This is a genomic window from Piscinibacter sp. HJYY11 (assembly GCF_016735515.1).
Taxonomy (GTDB): domain Bacteria; phylum Pseudomonadota; class Gammaproteobacteria; order Burkholderiales; family Burkholderiaceae_C; genus Rhizobacter.
Genome location: NZ_JAERQZ010000001.1, coordinates 2781461 through 2796060 on the forward strand (window position 1 = coordinate 2781461; position 14600 = coordinate 2796060).

Annotated in this window: 14 protein-coding genes; 11 read left to right on the forward strand and 3 right to left on the reverse strand. The window is 70.5% G+C overall.

Features of this window, described 5'->3' with window-relative positions; all coding sequences use genetic code 11:
- Positions 1–13 precede the first annotated feature (13 nt).
- A complete protein-coding gene (locus tag JI745_RS12865; protein WP_201807077.1) occupies positions 14–949 on the forward strand; it encodes a carbohydrate kinase in 936 nt (311 codons plus the stop codon).
- Between the two features lie 7 nt (positions 950–956).
- On the opposite strand, the gene JI745_RS12870 is transcribed toward JI745_RS12865, so the two are convergent.
- Together JI745_RS12870 and JI745_RS12875 are read right to left on the reverse strand one after the other, a co-directional pair.
- Entirely contained in the window at positions 957–2186 is a 1230-nt protein-coding gene (locus JI745_RS12870; protein WP_201807080.1) for a hypothetical protein, read from the reverse strand.
- Positions 2187–2197: 11 nt separating this feature from the next.
- Complete coding sequence (locus JI745_RS12875; RefSeq protein ID WP_201807083.1) at positions 2198–2563, reverse strand: hypothetical protein; 366 nt, start codon at positions 2561–2563, stop codon at positions 2198–2200.
- A 148-nt stretch (positions 2564–2711) separates the two neighbouring features.
- Here JI745_RS12875 and JI745_RS12880 point away from each other — a divergent pair, with 148 nt between their 5' ends.
- The 7 genes from JI745_RS12880 (at position 2712) to JI745_RS12910 (ending at position 10755) form a co-directional block, all read left to right on the forward strand.
- Positions 2712–4280: an ATP-binding protein gene (locus JI745_RS12880; RefSeq protein WP_201807086.1), complete on the forward strand. Its 1569-nt coding sequence runs from the start codon at positions 2712–2714 to the stop codon at positions 4278–4280.
- On the forward strand, positions 4277–4981 hold the full coding sequence (locus tag JI745_RS12885) for a response regulator (protein ID WP_201807088.1): 705 nt from the start codon (positions 4277–4279) through the stop codon (positions 4979–4981). The genes JI745_RS12880 and JI745_RS12885 overlap by 4 nt, the downstream gene beginning before the upstream one ends.
- Before the next feature lie 76 nt (positions 4982–5057).
- The gene (locus tag JI745_RS12890) at positions 5058–6974 is read left to right on the forward strand and encodes a potassium transporter Kup (RefSeq protein ID WP_236674983.1); all 1917 of its coding nucleotides are present in this window, start codon (positions 5058–5060) and stop codon (positions 6972–6974) included.
- A 129-nt stretch (positions 6975–7103) separates the two neighbouring features.
- Positions 7104–7985 (forward strand): TauD/TfdA family dioxygenase, encoded by an 882-nt coding sequence (locus JI745_RS12895; protein WP_201807093.1) that lies wholly within the window; start codon positions 7104–7106, stop codon positions 7983–7985.
- Between the two features lie 25 nt (positions 7986–8010).
- Complete coding sequence (locus JI745_RS12900) at positions 8011–9021, forward strand: ABC transporter substrate-binding protein (RefSeq protein WP_201807095.1); 1011 nt, start codon at positions 8011–8013, stop codon at positions 9019–9021.
- 1 nt (position 9022) lies between these two features.
- Positions 9023–9886: an ABC transporter ATP-binding protein gene (locus JI745_RS12905; RefSeq protein WP_201807097.1), complete on the forward strand. Its 864-nt coding sequence runs from the start codon at positions 9023–9025 to the stop codon at positions 9884–9886.
- The gene (locus JI745_RS12910) at positions 9883–10755 is read left to right on the forward strand and encodes an ABC transporter permease (RefSeq protein ID WP_201807099.1); all 873 of its coding nucleotides are present in this window, start codon (positions 9883–9885) and stop codon (positions 10753–10755) included. The genes JI745_RS12905 and JI745_RS12910 overlap by 4 nt, the downstream gene beginning before the upstream one ends.
- Here the strand turns inward: JI745_RS12910 and JI745_RS12915 are convergent.
- The gene (locus tag JI745_RS12915; protein ID WP_201807101.1) at positions 10752–11756 is read right to left on the reverse strand and encodes an isopenicillin N synthase family oxygenase; all 1005 of its coding nucleotides are present in this window, start codon (positions 11754–11756) and stop codon (positions 10752–10754) included. The genes JI745_RS12910 and JI745_RS12915 overlap by 4 nt on opposite strands.
- A 116-nt stretch (positions 11757–11872) precedes the next feature.
- Between JI745_RS12915 and JI745_RS12920 the strand changes: the two genes are divergently transcribed.
- The 3 genes from JI745_RS12920 to JI745_RS12930 are packed head-to-tail and all read left to right on the forward strand — an operon-like array spanning position 11873 to position 14581.
- Entirely contained in the window at positions 11873–13087 is a 1215-nt protein-coding gene (locus JI745_RS12920) for an acyl-CoA dehydrogenase family protein (protein ID WP_201807112.1), read from the forward strand.
- Positions 13084–13908, forward strand: coding sequence for a methionine ABC transporter ATP-binding protein (locus JI745_RS12925; RefSeq protein WP_201807115.1), 825 nt, complete (start codon positions 13084–13086; stop codon positions 13906–13908). Before JI745_RS12920 ends, JI745_RS12925 begins: the two co-directional genes overlap by 4 nt.
- Positions 13901–14581 (forward strand): methionine ABC transporter permease, encoded by a 681-nt coding sequence (locus JI745_RS12930; protein WP_201807119.1) that lies wholly within the window; start codon positions 13901–13903, stop codon positions 14579–14581. The genes JI745_RS12925 and JI745_RS12930 overlap by 8 nt, the downstream gene beginning before the upstream one ends.
- Positions 14582–14600: the final 19 nt, after the last annotated feature.

Consider the following 14600-nt stretch of genomic DNA (forward strand, 5'->3'; position numbering starts at 1 on the left):
GGTGGACAGGAGCATGTTCGTCGTCTGCGGTGAAGCCCTGATGGACGTGTTCGCGCGCGAGCGCGATGCGACCGGCATGCCACTCGATGCCCGCATGGGCGGCTCTCCCTTCAACGCCGCGGTGGGCCTGGCGCGCCTGGGCCAGCCGGTGGGCTTCTTCGGCCCGGTGTCGCGCGACTTCCTCGGCGAGCGGCTGATGCAGGGCCTGCGCGACGAAGGTGTCCACGTCGACATCACCCCGCGCACCGACGCGCCCACCACGCTCAGCCTCGTCGGCACCGACGCGAACGGCGTGCCGGCGTACTCGTTCTACGGCCACGGCGCCGCGGATCGGCAGCTCGTGCCCGAGATGCTTTCCTTGCTGCCTGCGACGATGAGCGCCCTGCACATCGGCTCGTACACCACGATCGTCGAGCCCACCGCCGCGACGCTGCGCGCACTCGTCGAGCGCGAACACACCCGCACGCCGATCAGCTACGACCCCAACGTGCGCCTCAACGTCGAGCCCGATGTCGAGCGCTGGCGCGACATGCTGCGCTGGATGCTGCCGCGCACCCACCTGCTCAAGATCAGCCTTGAAGACCTGGCGCTGCTGCGGCCCGGCACGAGCGTCGAGCAGTTCGCGGCCGAGGCCTTGAAGCAAGGCGTGAAGCTCGTCGTGGTGACCCTCGGCGGCGACGGCGCGCAGGCTTTCAGCGGCCCCGCCGCAGCGCGTGTGCCGGCCGTGCCGGTCGCGGTGGTCGACACGGTGGGCGCGGGCGACAGCTTCCACGCCGCGCTCGTCACCTGGCTGCTGGAGCACCAGCTGCTCGCACATGAAACCCTGGGCCACCTGAGCAGCACGCAGCTGCACGAGGCGCTGCGATTCGCGGTGCAGGCCGCGGCCATCACCTGCTCACGGCGCGGGGCCAACCCGCCGCGCCGCGCGGAGCTGCCACCAGCGCGCTGACGCGCCCTCAGAACGTCAGCAGATCGCCCCCGAGCGTGAGACTGAGCAGCGCCGCTCCTTCGTCGCCGCTGCCCGTCGCCTTGTCGCGCTTGCCATAGCGCACGTTGAGCCAGGTGTCCTTGGCCACGCGCCAGTCGAGCCCCACGGCCTGCTTGAGCGTGCGTTCTCCGCCGGCGGCCTTCTTCTGGTCGTTGTCGCTCGCTTCGAGCATCAGCCGCCAGCTCTCGGTGCCGGCCGCGAGGCGGCCGACGAGCAGCGTGGTGTCCTGGTACTGCACGGGGCCGGTGCTCAAGGACGCGAGCACGGGTTCCTTGCGGGTGTGGCGCGCCACCAGCGTGATGGCCCAGCCGGAGAGAAAGCCCGCGGCGGCCGGGTTGGCCGCACCCTGAGCCGTGGTGCGCCACGGGCGACCGTAGGTGACCCCCAGCACCACGACGTCGCCGATGCGGACCGACTCGCCGCCCGCGGTCGGCTGCGCATCGCCCGTGCCGAGCGCCAGCGACCAGCGCGGCGCGAACCAGCGGTTGCGCGAATCGGCGTAGACCTTCTCGACGCAGGCCTTGTAGGTGGCGGTCGCCTTGGCCTCGTCCGGAATCATGGAAGCGCCGGCAGTCCCGGTTTCGTCACCGGGCTTCGGATTCACGGCGTTGTCGAAAGCCACAAAGCAGGCATCGCCGACCAGTTCACCAGTGGCACTCCTCACCACCGTGGCCACCGCACGCTGGTAGATCGGATCGTCGTCCTTGTCGATGTACGCCCCGGTGGCGATCGCGAAGGCGCGACGCCGGTACTCCTTGCCGCCGATGTCGCCCTTGCCCTGCGCGCCGCTGATGTTGGTGGCCGCGGCGATGCGCCACCACACGCTGGGCACGTACTCGGTCATCAGGTCGATGCGCGGCAGCGGGTTGCGCACGCGCGCCGGGGTGATGACGAAGCCGCCGCCCTTGCCCTCTTTTCCGAACGGGCTGAGCAGCACGGCGAAGTCCTTGGTGTCCTGCACCACGGTGAGCGGCGTGGTGCCGATGCCGGCCAGGGCGGCGGCGGAGACACTCGCCGCACCCTGGTCGGCGAGGAAGTCCTTCAGGCTGGCGGCGTCCTGCCCGGTCGCCTGTTTCAGCAGCACGACCGGGTCGGTCTTGGCCGCCGCGGCGGGTGCTGTTTGCGCCAGCGCCGGCAGCGACAGCAACACGAGCACCGCCACCGCGGCATGAAGCAGCAGGTTCAGCATGGACTTCATCGCGCGTCCCCTCAGGTGACCGTGAGGTTCTCGCGGTGGATGAAGGGCTCGACGTCGAGCCCCGCCGAGGTGTTGACGTCGCCCGAGCGGGCCGCGAACACATGGCCGTTCAGCGAGGCCTCGTAGTCGTAGGTGCCGCTCACGGCCTCTTCGACCATGATGACCGCCACCACCTGGTACTTGCCGGCACCGAGCGCCTCCAGCGGCGCGGGCGTCTCGACCTTGCTCGGCGCACTGCCGACGAAGAGCAGCCGCACGCGCTCCTGCTGCGGCGTGCCCGGGTCGCGCCACACCGCGATTCGCATGACCATCTTGGCCCCACCGGTCTTCCTGAACCGGAACTTCAAGGCATCAGCAGCGGAAGTCGAGAACGCCATGGCCATCTCCCCAGCGCCGCCACGACGGTGACGACATCTGGGCACGATGCTCAAGCTTCGCGCGTGGCACCGCATCCGCAAGGGGGAGGACGAACGCGGCCCGCCGTCCCTTATGCCGTCCTGACGCCCGCCCTGCTATTTTTCGGGCATGACGACAGCTTCGACTTCCCTGCACCCCCCGCTGCGCGACTGGCCGCTCGGGCTCGCCGCGTGGGCGCTGGGCTGGGCCGCGATGGGCTGGCTCGAAGGCCGGGTCGACCTGGCCAACCTCGCGATGGTGCTGGTGCTGGCGTCGGCCATCGCCAGCTTCTGGCTGCCCGCGGTGGTGGCCTGCATGCTGGCCGCGGGCTCGGTGCTGGGCTTCAACTGGTTCTTCGTGTCGCCGAAGCACAGCCTGTCGGTCGACCTGTCGCAGCACGCCTTGCTGCTGCTCGCGATGCTCGCCGTCTCGTGGGTCATCGCGGCGGTGATGGGCCGCCAGCGCGCGCTGGCACGCGACGCGCAGCGCCAGGGCGAGCGGGTGCAGCAGCTGCAGCGCTTCGGCGAGGCGCTGCGCGACAGCCAGGAGCCGGCGCAGCAGGCGGGGGCGCTCTTTGCGTCGCTCGAGGCGCTGCTCGGCACGGCGCCCCGGCTGCTGGTGCTGCACGGCCCGCTGCCGGCGAGCGATGACGACAGCGCCGCGCTGCTGCTCGGCGAGCCCACGGCGCACGAGCGCTCAGGCCTGTGGCAATGCCTGCGTCAAGGCCAGGCCTTCGGCCCGGGCACCGGGCGGCACGCGGAGCTGCGCGAGTGCTACTTCCCGCTGCGCGGCCGGCAGGCGGCGTTCGGTGCGGCGATGGTGCCGCTGACGCTCGACGCCACGCCCGACGCCGACACCCGCGCCCAGGCCCAGGCCCTGTGCGACCAGCTCGGCCTCGCGCTGCAGCGCGCGCTCGCCCAGCGCCTGGCCGACACGGCGCGGGAAGAAGCGCAGCTGCAGAACGTGCGCAACGCCTTGCTGGCCGCGATCTCGCATGACTTCCGCACGCCGCTGGCCGCCATCCTCGGCGCGGCGTCGGCCTTGCGCGAGCAGCAGGGGCGCCTGTCGGCCGCGCAGCAGGACCGCCTGCTCGACAGCATCGACCAGGAATGCCGCCACCTCTCGCGCCTGACCGACAACACGCTGCAGCTCGCCCGCCTCGACGCCCCGGGCATGGCGCTCACGCTCGACTGGGAATCGCCGCAGGAGCTGGCCGGTGCCGTGCTCGCGCGGCGCCGTGCGCGCAACGGCGTGCACGAGGACGCGAGCCGCCTGCGCCTGCGGGTGGACCCGGAGACGCCGCTCGTGCGCTGCGATGCACTGCTCATCTCGCAGCTGCTCGACAACCTGGTCGACAACGCCTTGAAGTACGCCACCGAAGGCCCGATCGAGCTGCTGGTGCGCCCGCAGGCCGGCCATGTGGTGCTGGCGGTGCGCGATCGCGGGCCCGGCGTGGCGCTCGCCTGGCGCGAGCGCATCTTCCAGGTCTTCCAGCGCGGCGACGACCGGCCGAGCCCCGACGGCGCCCGCACGCGCAGCGCCGGCGTCGGCCTCGCGGTGTGCCGTGCGATCGCGCAGGCCCACGGCGGCGAGCTGCGCCTGCGCGCCCGTGCCCATGGGGGCGCGAGCTTCGAGTGCTGGCTGCCGCTGCAGGCGGTGCCAGCCCTGCCCGCCGAATCGGAGGCCGCGCCGCCGTGAACGAACGGGTGCTGCTGGTGGAGGACGACCGCGAGCTGCGCACCACCCTGCGCGAAGCGCTCGCGGTGGAAGGCTACGCGGTGCAGACAGCCGCGAGCGCCGCCGACGCGCTGGCGCAGTGGCGGCATGCCGAGGCCTCGCCGCCCTTCGAGCTGGTGCTGCTCGACCTGGGCCTGCCCGACGCCGATGGCAGCACCCTGCTCGCCACGCTGTGCCGGGGGCGCGACACGGCCGTGCTCGTGATCTCGGCGCGTGGCGCCGAAGGCGAGAAGGTGGCCCTGCTCGACCAGGGGGCCGACGACTACCTCGTCAAGCCCTTCAGCATCGGCGAGCTGCTCGCACGCATGCGCGTGGCACTGCGCCACCGGGGCCGCGCGGCGCAGCCGGCCATCACACGCTATGCGCACGCGGGGCTGGAGGTCGACCTCGCCGCGCACAGCGTGCAGCTCGACGGCCAGGCGCTGCACCTCACACCCACCGAGTTCCGCCTGCTTGCGCGGCTGGTGCGCAGCGCCGGCCAGGTGGTCACGCACGCGAAGCTGCTGGCCGACGTGTGGGGCGCCGAGTACGTGCAGCACACGCACTACCTGCGGCTCTACATGGGCCAGCTGCGCGCGAAGCTCGGCGACGACGCCGCCGCGCCGCGCTGGCTGTTGACGGAGCCCGGCGTGGGCTACCGCCTCGCGTCGCCGGAAGCCTGACGCACACGATGCTTATGCGTTCCTGATGCGGGGGCGCAGATGCTGCGGTGGTGTCTTCCACCGAAAGCAGCCTGCGATGAGCGCCACCCTCACCACCTCTCCCCCCTCTGCCGCCTCGACCGACGCGCGCCGGCAGGGGCTCGCCGCCCTCACGCTCGGCGCACTCGGCGTCGTCTACGGCGACATCGGCACCAGCCCGCTCTACACGATGCAGGAGGTGTTCGCCCCGCACACCGGCGTGCCGCTCGATGCGCCGCACGTGGTCGGCGCGGTGTCGGTGATCTTCTGGGCGCTGATGCTCGTCGTCACGCTCAAGTACGTGGTGCTGATCCTGCGTGCCGACAACCACGGCGAAGGCGGCGGCCTCGCGCTCACGGCGCTTGCGAGCAGCGCGGTCGCGGGCCGGCCGGCGTTGAAACACGCGCTGCTGCTGCTCGGCGTCTTCGGCGCCACGCTCTTCTATGGCGACAGCGTCATCACGCCGGCCATCTCGGTGCTCGGCGCGGTCGAAGGCCTGAAGGTGCTGGAGCCGGGGCTCAAGCCCTTCGTCGTGCCGGTGGCCGTCGCCATCCTGGTGGGACTCTTCGCCATCCAGCGTTTCGGCACCACGCTTGTCGGGCGATTCTTCGGCCCGGTGATCGTGCTGTGGTTCGTGACGCTGGGCGTCACTGGCGCGGTGCAGGTGGCGCATCAGCCGGGCATCCTGGCGGCGCTCAACCCGCTGGAAGCGTGGCATTTCCTGATCGAGCGTGGCTGGCACCTGCTGGCCACCGTGGGCGCCATCGTGCTCGCGCTCACCGGCGCGGAGGCGCTCTACGCCGACATGGGCCACTTCGGCAAGCGGCCGATCCGCCTCGCGTGGACGGGTCTCGTGCTGCCCTGCCTCGCGCTCAACTACATGGGCCAGGGGGCGCTGCTGATCGGCAACCCGCAGGCGATCGAAAGCCCGTTCTACCGGCTCTTCCCGTCGTCGTGGCTGCTGCCGGCGGTGATCCTCGCCACGCTGGCGGCGATCATCGCGTCGCAGGCGGTGATCTCGGGCGCGTACTCGATGACGCGCCAGGCCATCCAGCTCGGCTTCCTGCCGCGCATGGCGGTGCGCTTCACCTCGGCCAGCGAGGCCGGCCAGATCTACATGCCGGCGGTGAACTGGGCGCTGCTCGTCGGCGTGCTGGCGGCGGTGGTCGGCTTCGGCAGCTCGTCGGCGCTCGCCTCGGCCTACGGCATCGCGGTCACGCTCACCATGCTGATCACGACGGTGCTCACCTTCTTCGTGGTGCGCGACGGCTGGCGCCTGCCGGTACCGGTGGCGACCGGGGCCACGGCCTTCTTCCTCGGGCTCGACCTGCTGCTGGTCGCCGGCTGTGCGGTGAAGTTCTTCGACGGTGGGTGGTTCCCGCTCGTGCTGGGCCTCTTGCTCTACCTCGGCATGAGCACCTGGTACCGCGGCCGTGCGCTGCTCTTCGACCGCCTGCGCGAAGACGGCCTGGCGCTGCAGCCCTTCGTCGACAGCCTGTCGCGCGACACCACGCTGCCGCGCGCCCGCCGCACCGCCGTCTACGCGGTGGCCGACCCGGGCATGGTGCCGCTCGCGCTGCTGCACAACCTCAAGCACAACCAGGTGCTGCACGAGCGCAACCTGGTGCTGACGGTGCACTTCGCGTCGGTGCCCTTCGTGCCGGCCGATCAGCGCATCGAGGTGCAGCCGCTCGCGCCGGGCTTCTGGCGCGTCACCCTGCATTTCGGGTTCATGGAAACGCCCGACGTGCCGGCCGCATTGCAGGCCGCCGCGCAGCACGGCGTGGAGGTGCCGATGTTCGAGACCACCTACTTCCTGAGCCGCGAGTCGGTGGTGCCCACGCCGGGCCCCGGCATGGCGCAGTGGCGCGAGCGGCTCTTCGCCGCGCTGTCGCGCAACGCCGGCGGCGTGGCCGACTTCTTCCGCCTGCCGCACAACGCGGTGGTGGAGCTGGGCACCCGGGTGCAGATCTGATGCACATCGCACACCGGGCCTGCTGGATTTCATGCACCCACCGATGAAGGACATGCGGAACGCTTCGTTCGGCTGAGCGGGGCGGGCGCCTAAGCTGGCCAGCCCGCATTGCGCCGTTCCGCTTTCCGCATGTCCACACTCGCCGCCTCGCCCACCCGCACGCTGCAGATCCGCCCGCTGCACGCAGCGCTCGGCGCCGAGGTGCTGGGGCTGGACCTCTCGCAGCCGCTGGCCGACGACGACTTCCGCCGCATCCACCGCGCGCACCTCGACCACCATGTGCTGGTCTTCCGCGACCAGCGCATCACGCCCGCGCAGCAGATCGAGTTCAGCCGCCGCTTCGGCCCGTTGCAGATCCACGTGCTGCGCCAGTTCCAGCTGCCGGGGCACCCGGAGATCCTGGTCGTCTCCAACATCAAGGACGACCAGGGCCAGCCCATCGGGCTGGGCGATGCCGGCCACTACTGGCACTCCGACCTCTCCTATAAGGAGAAGCCGAGCCTCGGCTCGATGCTGCATGCGCAGGAGCTGCCGGCCGAGGGCGGCGACACGCTCTTCGCCAACATGCACCTCGCGTGGGACACGCTGCCCGCGCATTTGAAACAGGCGGTGCAAGGCAAGCGTGCCAAGCACTCCTACCTCGCCAAGTACGAAGCGCTGCGCGCGCGCAACCCGTGGCGGCCCAAGCTCACCGAGGCGCAGATCGCCGAGGTGGCCCCGGTGCTGCACCCCATCGTGCGCACGCACCCCGAGACCGGCCGCAAGGCACTCTTCGTCAGCGAGCATTTCACGACACGCATCGAAGGGCTGCCCGACGATGAGAGCCAGGCCCTGCTCGGCGAGCTGTTCGCGCACAGCGTGAAGCCCGAGCACCTGTACCGCCATGTCTGGCAGGCGCACGACATGGTGTTCTGGGACAACCGCTCGCTGATGCACCTGGCCGCCGGCTGCCCCGATCACCTGCGCCGCCGCCTCAACCGCACCACCATCGAAGGCGACGTGCCGTTCTGATTTCTCCCGTCCACAAGGAACCCTGATGTCTCCCATCCGCCGCGGCCTGGCCGCCCTGGGCCTCGCCCTGCTGTCTGCCACCCTCGCCCTGCCCGCACGCGCCGAAGGCACGCTGCGCATCGCCGAGCAGTTCGGCATCGTCTACCTGCTGCTCAACGTGGCGCAGGACCAGCAGCTGTTCGAGAAGCAGGGCAAGGCGGCCGGCCTCGACCTCAAGGTCGAGTTCGTGAAGCTCTCGGGCGGCGCGGCGGTGAACGAAGCGCTGCTCGCCGGCTCCATCGACATCGGCGGCGCGGGCGTGGGCCCGCTGCTCACGCTGTGGGACCGCACCCACGGCAAGCAGAACGTGCGCGGCGTGGCCTCGCTCGGCAACTTCCCGTACTACCTGACCAGCATCAACCCCAAGGTGAAGACGATTGCCGACTTCACCGACGCCGACCGCATCGCGCTGCCGGCGGTGGGCGTGTCGGTGCAGTCGCGCGTGCTGCAGCTCGCCTCGGCCAAGCTGTGGGGCGACGCGCAGTACAACAAGCTCGACCGCCTGCAGGTCGCGCTGCCGCACCCCGAGGCCACCGCCGCCATCATCAAGGGCGGCACCGAGATCACCGCACACTTCGGCAACCCGCCTTTCCAGGAACAGGGCCTGGCCGGCAACAAGGCCGCGCGCATCGTGCTCAAGAGCTACGACGTGCTGGGCGGCCCGTCGTCGGCGACCGTCCTCTACGCGACCGAAAAATTCCGCAAGGAGAACCCGAAGACCTACAAGGCCTTCGTCGACGGCCTGGCCGAAGCCGCCAGGCTCGTGCGCGCCAACCCCGAGCTCGCGGCCGACATCTTCATCCGTACCAACAAGTCGAACATCGACCGTGCGCTGCTGCTGTCGATCATCAAGAGCCCCGAGGTTGAGTTCAAGCTTGCGCCGCAGAACACCTACGCCCTGGCCGAGTTCATGCACCGCGTGGGCGCGATCAAGAACAAGCCGGCCTCGGCGAAGGACTACTTCTTCGACGACGCCCACAACCAGTCGGGCAGCTGAAATGAACGCCCAGGCCTTGCGCAGCGCCTTGCCCGCCGCCGATGACACGGCGCCGCGCACGCGCGAGGGCGACTCACGAGACGCCACGCTGGTGCCGGTGCCGCAGCAGGCCCTGCTGCAGGTCGATGGCCTGACCCTCGAGTACGTGACCGGCGAGCGCGTGGTGCGCGCCACCCACCGTGTGAGCTTCGACGTGCACCGTGCCGAACGCTTCGTGCTGCTCGGCGCCTCGGGCTGCGGCAAGTCGTCGCTGCTGAAGGCGGTGGCCGGCTTCCTGCCGCCGCGCGAAGGCGAGATCCGACTCGAAGGCGCGGCCGTGCGCGAGCCGGGGCTGGACCGCATCGTGGTGTTCCAGGAATTCGACCAGCTGCCGCCATGGAAGACGGTGCTGGCCAACGTGATGTTCCCGCTCGTCACCGGCCGCAAGCTGCCCAAGGCCGAGGCACGCGACCGGGCGCTCGATGCCTTGCGCAAGGTGGGCCTCGCCGACTTCGCCCACGAATACCCGCACCAGCTCTCGGGCGGCATGAAGCAGCGCGTGGCGATTGCCCGCGCGCTCGCCATGCAGCCCAAGGTGCTGCTGATGGACGAGCCCTTCGCCTCGCTCGACGCGCTCACGCGCCGGCGCATGCAGGAGGAGCTGCTCGCGCTGTGGGAGGAGGTGCGCTTCACGCTGCTCTTCGTCACCCATTCGATCGAAGAGGCGCTGGTGCTGGGGCATCGCATCGTGGTGCTCTCACCCAGGCCGGGGCGTGTGCGCGCCGAGCTCAACGCCCACCAGTTCGGCCTGCACAGCGTGGGCGGCGCCGACTTCCAGGCGCAGGCGCACCGCATCCACGACCTGCTGTTCCACGAGACCCCATGAGCACGCTCTCGCCCCCGATCCGGCCCGAGGTGGAGCATGTGCTGCCACCGCTCGACCACGACGCCGCGCCCGAGCGGGTGCTGCCACCGCTCAAGCGACTGTGGCAACGTGGCGCGGTGCGCAAGGGGCTGATCCTCGTCGTGCTGGCCGCGCTGTGGGAGGCGGTCGCCCGCATCGCCGCCAACGAGCTGCTGCTGCCCACCTTCAGCCAGACCGCACGCGCCTTCGCCGACGGCATCACAAGCGGCGAGCTCATCGACAAGGCCAGCATCTCGATCGCGCTGCTGCTGCAAGGCTATGCGCTCGGCATCGTGGCGGCATTTGCGCTCACCGCCTTGGCCGTGTCGACCCAGATCGGGCGCGACCTGCTGTCCACCCTCACCTCGATGTTCAACCCGCTGCCGGCGATCGCGCTGCTGCCGCTGGCGCTGCTGTGGTTCGGGCTCGGCAAGGCGAGCCTCGTCTTCGTGCTCGTCCACTCGGTGCTGTGGCCGCTGGCGCTCGCCACCTACAGCGGCTTCCAGGGCGTGCCCGAGACGCTGCGCATGACGGGGCGCAACTACGGCCTGCGTGGGCTGCGCTACGTCGTCTTCCTGCTGGTGCCCTCGGCGTTGCCGGCCATCCTCTCGGGCCTGCGCATCGGCTGGGCCTTCGCCTGGCGCACGCTGATCGCGGCCGAGCTCTTCTTCGGCGCGTCGTCGGGCCGCGGGGGCCTGGGCTGGTACATCTTCCAGAACCGCAACGAGCTCTACACCGACCGCGTGTTCGCCGGTCTCGCGAGCGTGATCCTGATCGGCTTGCTGGTGGAGACGCTGGGTTTCGACACGCTCGAGAAAGCGACCGTGCGCCGCTGGGGCATGCAGCGCTAGCCGTCGACCGCCTTCTTCAGGTCAGGGAACACCTTGCCCACCTTCGCCGTCACGTAGTCGCCATACGTGCCCTGAAAGGCCTGCAGGTTGGCGCCGTCCCAGCGCCGGCCGCTGTCGTCCACGCCCGGGCCGCTGCCGGGCACGGGCTGCACCACGGTGTCGAAGTCGGGGTCGAAGAAGAGCGGGATCGACAGCCGGTCGCGCCCGCTGGTGTTGATCGCCACGCGGTGCGGCAGCGAGCGGTAGCGACCGCCGGTCATGCGGTCGAGCATGTCGCCGATGTTGCACACGAAGGTGTTGGCGATCGGCGGGGCCTCGACCCAGCCGCTGTCGGTTCGCACCTGCAGGCCGCCCACGTCGTCCTGCCACAGCATGGTGAGCAGGCCGTAGTCGGTGTGCTCGCCCACGCCCCATTGCGCGGTGGACTCCTTCGGCACCGGGCGGCTCGGGTAGTTGAAGAGGCGCAGCAGGAGCAGCGGGTCGGCGGTGCCGTGCTCGGCGAAATAACGCTCGGGCAGGCCGAGGCCCATCGCCAGGCCGCGCATCAGCGCCTGGCCGAGCTGCGACATCGCGTCCAGGTACGAGAGCACCGTCTCGCGCAGGCCTTCCACCTGCGGCCACAGGTTCGCGCCGTGGAGGATCACGCCCTGCTGCACGCGCGGGTGCTCGGGGCCGAGCTCGCTGCCGAGGTAGAGGCCTTCCTTCCAGTCGGGCCGATTGGAGGTGAGCTCGCCGCCGAGCGGGAAGAAGCCGCGCCACGCGCGACCGCCGGCCGACATCGGCGTCTTCATCTTCTCGGCTTCGGGCAAGGCGAAGAAGGTGCGCGAGAGCAGCACCAGCCGCTGCACCAGCTCATCGGGCACGCCGTGGTGGGCGGCGTAGAAGAAGCCGAGGCTCCGGGCCGCCGCATCGAGCTCGCGTGCGACCTGCGCACGGGCGGCGGCTGGTGCGCTCGGGTCGACCAGCGCGCTCACATCGATCACGGGCAAGGCAGTCGTCATGCCGCGATTCTCATCGTGATCGATTGACCTTGTCTGTTCACCTTGTCTGAATTGCGCAGAACCACAAACGTTTTGCTTCGTTCCCAGCAGCGAGGTCGACGGGAACACTGCATGCCATGTCTCTCGTCATCCCACTCCCTCGCCACGAGCTCACCGACGAGGCCCCCGCCTCGCCGCCGGTGCACCACACCGTCGAGTCGCTGGCCCAGTCGCTCGCCGCCACCGCGGTGGAGCGCGACCGCGCCGGCGGCCACGCCGCCCACGAACGCGAGCTGATCCGCGCGAGCGGCCTGCTCACCCTCACCATCCCCAAGGCCCACGGTGGCCAGGGCGCCGACTGGGCCACGATGTACCAAGCCCTGCGTCGCCTGGCCGAAGTGGACAGCGCGCTCGCGCACCTGTTCGGTTTCCACCACCTGCAGCTCGCGGGCGTGCGTCTCTACGGCACGCCCGACCAGCAGTCGCGCCTCCTGCGGGACACGGTCACGCAGCGCTGGTTCTGGGGCAACGCGCTCAACCCGCTCGACAAGCGCCTGCGGGCCACCGAGGTCAACGGCGGCTACCTCCTGCACGGCACGAAGAGCTTCGCCTCGGGCTCGGTGGGCTCCGACCAGCTCACCGTCTCGGCCTGGCACGAGCCCACGCAGAGCCTGCTCATCGGTGCCGTGCCCACGCGCCGCGACGGCGTGAGCGTGCAGGCCGACTGGGACGCCTTCGGCCAGAAGCAGACCGACAGCGGCAACGTCGACTTCCACGAAGTGCTGATCGGCCACCACGAGGTGCTGCAGGCGCCCGGCACCACGCCCACGCCGAAGGCCACGCTGCGATCGCAGGTGGCGCAGCTCGTGCTCGTGAACCTCTACCTCGGCATCGGCCTCGGCGCCTTCCACGAAGCCCGCCGCTACACGCGCGAAGAAGCCAAGCCCTGGTTCGCCTCGGGCGTGACGCACTCCAGCGACGACCCCTTCGTGCAGCAGCGTTATGCCGAGCTGTGGCTGCGCCTGCGCCCCGCCATCGCACTCGCCGACACCGCCGCCGCGCTGCTCGATCAGGCCTTCCGCCGCGGCGACGAGGTCACCGCGCGCGACCGTGGCGAAGTGGCCATTGCGGTGGCCGAGGCCAAGGTGCTCGCGCACCGCGCAGGCGTGGAAGTGAGCTCGCAGCTCTTCGAGCTGACCGGCGCCCGCTCCACCTCGGCCCGCTACGGCCTCGACCGCTTCTGGCGCAACGTGCGGGTGCACACGCTGCACGACCCCATCGACTACAAGCTGCGCGACATCGGCCGCCACGTGCTGACCGGCGCGTGGCCTGAACCGACGGCTTATTCATGAGCACCTTGTCGATCGTCGAGCCTTCCATCGCCATTCGGCTGGAGGGCGTGTCCAAGCGCTTCGTGCTGCCCAACGGCGAGCCCTTCGAGGCCGTGCGCAACGTCTCGCTGCAGGTGCGCAGCGGCGACATCTACGGCTTGATCGGCACCAGCGGTGCCGGCAAGTCCACGCTGCTGCGGCTGATCAACCGGCTGGAGCAGCCGGACAGCGGGCGTGTCTTCGTCGGCGGCAGCGAGATCACGGCGCTGGGCAAGCGCGAGCTGCGCGCCGCGCGGCAGACCATGGGCATGGTGTTCCAGCAGTTCAACCTGCTGCAGAACGCGACCGTGTTCGACAACGTCGCCTTTCCCCTTCGCATCCATGGCAAGTGGGCCTCGGGCGAGATCTTCCGCCGTGTGCGGGAGTGCCTGCACATCGTGGGACTGAGCGACAAGATCGACAGCCACCCGGCGCAACTCTCCGGCGGCCAGAAGCAGCGCGTGGCCATCGCCCGCGCGCTCGCGACCGACCCGCAGGTGCTGCTGTGCGACGAGCCCACCTCGGCGCTCGACAGCGAGACCACCCGCTCGGTGCTCGACACGCTGCGCGACATCAACCAGCGCCTGGGCGTGACCATCGTGATCGTGACGCACGAGCTCGCGGTGGTTCGCGCACTGTGCCGGCATGCGGCGGTGATCGAGCGCGGCGAAGTGGCCGAAGAGCTGGCGCTGCATGACCCGCAGCTCTCGCCACGCACCGCGCTCGGCCGCGAGCTGGCGCAACAGGTCGCGCAGGCCGACGTGCGCGACGAACTGGCGCGACTGGAGGCGGCGTATGCCTGAGTGGTGGCCTGACCTGTCGAACATCGTCGCCATCCTCCCCGAGCTGTGGTTGGCCACCGGGCAGACATTCGTGATGCTGGGCATCGGCCTCTCGGCCGCGGTGCTGCTCGGCGGGCCGCTCGGGGTGCTGCTCTTCCTGCTGGGGCCTGGACAATCGCTGCACCGGCCGGCGCTCTTCAATGCGCTGAGCTGGGTGGTGAACACCGTGCGCTCGTTCCCGTTCATCATCCTGCTGGTCGCGCTCGTGCCCTTCACCCGCGTGATCGCCGGCACCTCCATCGGGCCGGTGGCGGCCGCGGTGCCGCTGTCGTTCGCCGCCATCCCCTACTTCGCGCGCCTGGTCGAGCAGAACCTGCGCGACGTGCCACGCGGCGTGATCGAGGCGGCCCATGCCATGGGCGCCAGCGAGCTGCAGATCGTGTCGCGGGTGCTGCTGGTCGAGGCGCGCTCGGGCCTGGTGCTCGCGCTCACGGTGCTTGCGATCAGCTTCCTCTCCTACTCGGCCGTGGCCGGCGTGGTGGGGGGCGGCGGCATCGGCGACCTCGCCATCCGCTATGGCTACTACCGCTTCCAGACCGACGTGATGGTGCTCACCGTGGCGCTGCTCGTCGTGCTGGTCCAGATCATCCAGTTCACCGGCAACCACCTCGCACGCCGACTCGACAAACGCTAAGGACCTCTCTTTCCATGTT

Excerpts from the sequence above, each read along its gene's own strand:
- JI745_RS12920 (WP_201807112.1), top strand. The coding sequence starts at position 11,873 with ATGTCTCTCGTCATCCCACTCCCTCGCCACGAGCTCACCGACGAGGCC.
- JI745_RS12905 (WP_201807097.1), top strand. The coding sequence starts at position 9,023 with ATGAACGCCCAGGCCTTGCGCAGCGCCTTGCCCGCCGCCGATGACACG.
- JI745_RS12900 (WP_201807095.1), top strand. The coding sequence starts at position 8,011 with ATGTCTCCCATCCGCCGCGGCCTGGCCGCCCTGGGCCTCGCCCTGCTG.
- JI745_RS12890 (WP_236674983.1), top strand. The coding sequence starts at position 5,058 with ATGAGCGCCACCCTCACCACCTCTCCCCCCTCTGCCGCCTCGACCGAC.
- JI745_RS12875 (WP_201807083.1), bottom strand. The coding sequence starts at position 2,563 with ATGGCGTTCTCGACTTCCGCTGCTGATGCCTTGAAGTTCCGGTTCAGG.
- JI745_RS12870 (WP_201807080.1), bottom strand. The coding sequence starts at position 2,186 with ATGAAGTCCATGCTGAACCTGCTGCTTCATGCCGCGGTGGCGGTGCTC.
- JI745_RS12895 (WP_201807093.1), top strand. The coding sequence starts at position 7,104 with ATGTCCACACTCGCCGCCTCGCCCACCCGCACGCTGCAGATCCGCCCG.
- JI745_RS12915 (WP_201807101.1), bottom strand. The coding sequence starts at position 11,756 with ATGACGACTGCCTTGCCCGTGATCGATGTGAGCGCGCTGGTCGACCCG.
- JI745_RS12880 (WP_201807086.1), top strand. The coding sequence starts at position 2,712 with ATGACGACAGCTTCGACTTCCCTGCACCCCCCGCTGCGCGACTGGCCG.
- JI745_RS12930 (WP_201807119.1), top strand. The coding sequence starts at position 13,901 with ATGCCTGAGTGGTGGCCTGACCTGTCGAACATCGTCGCCATCCTCCCC.
- JI745_RS12910 (WP_201807099.1), top strand. The coding sequence starts at position 9,883 with ATGAGCACGCTCTCGCCCCCGATCCGGCCCGAGGTGGAGCATGTGCTG.
- JI745_RS12925 (WP_201807115.1), top strand. The coding sequence starts at position 13,084 with ATGAGCACCTTGTCGATCGTCGAGCCTTCCATCGCCATTCGGCTGGAG.
- JI745_RS12865 (WP_201807077.1), top strand. The coding sequence starts at position 14 with ATGTTCGTCGTCTGCGGTGAAGCCCTGATGGACGTGTTCGCGCGCGAG.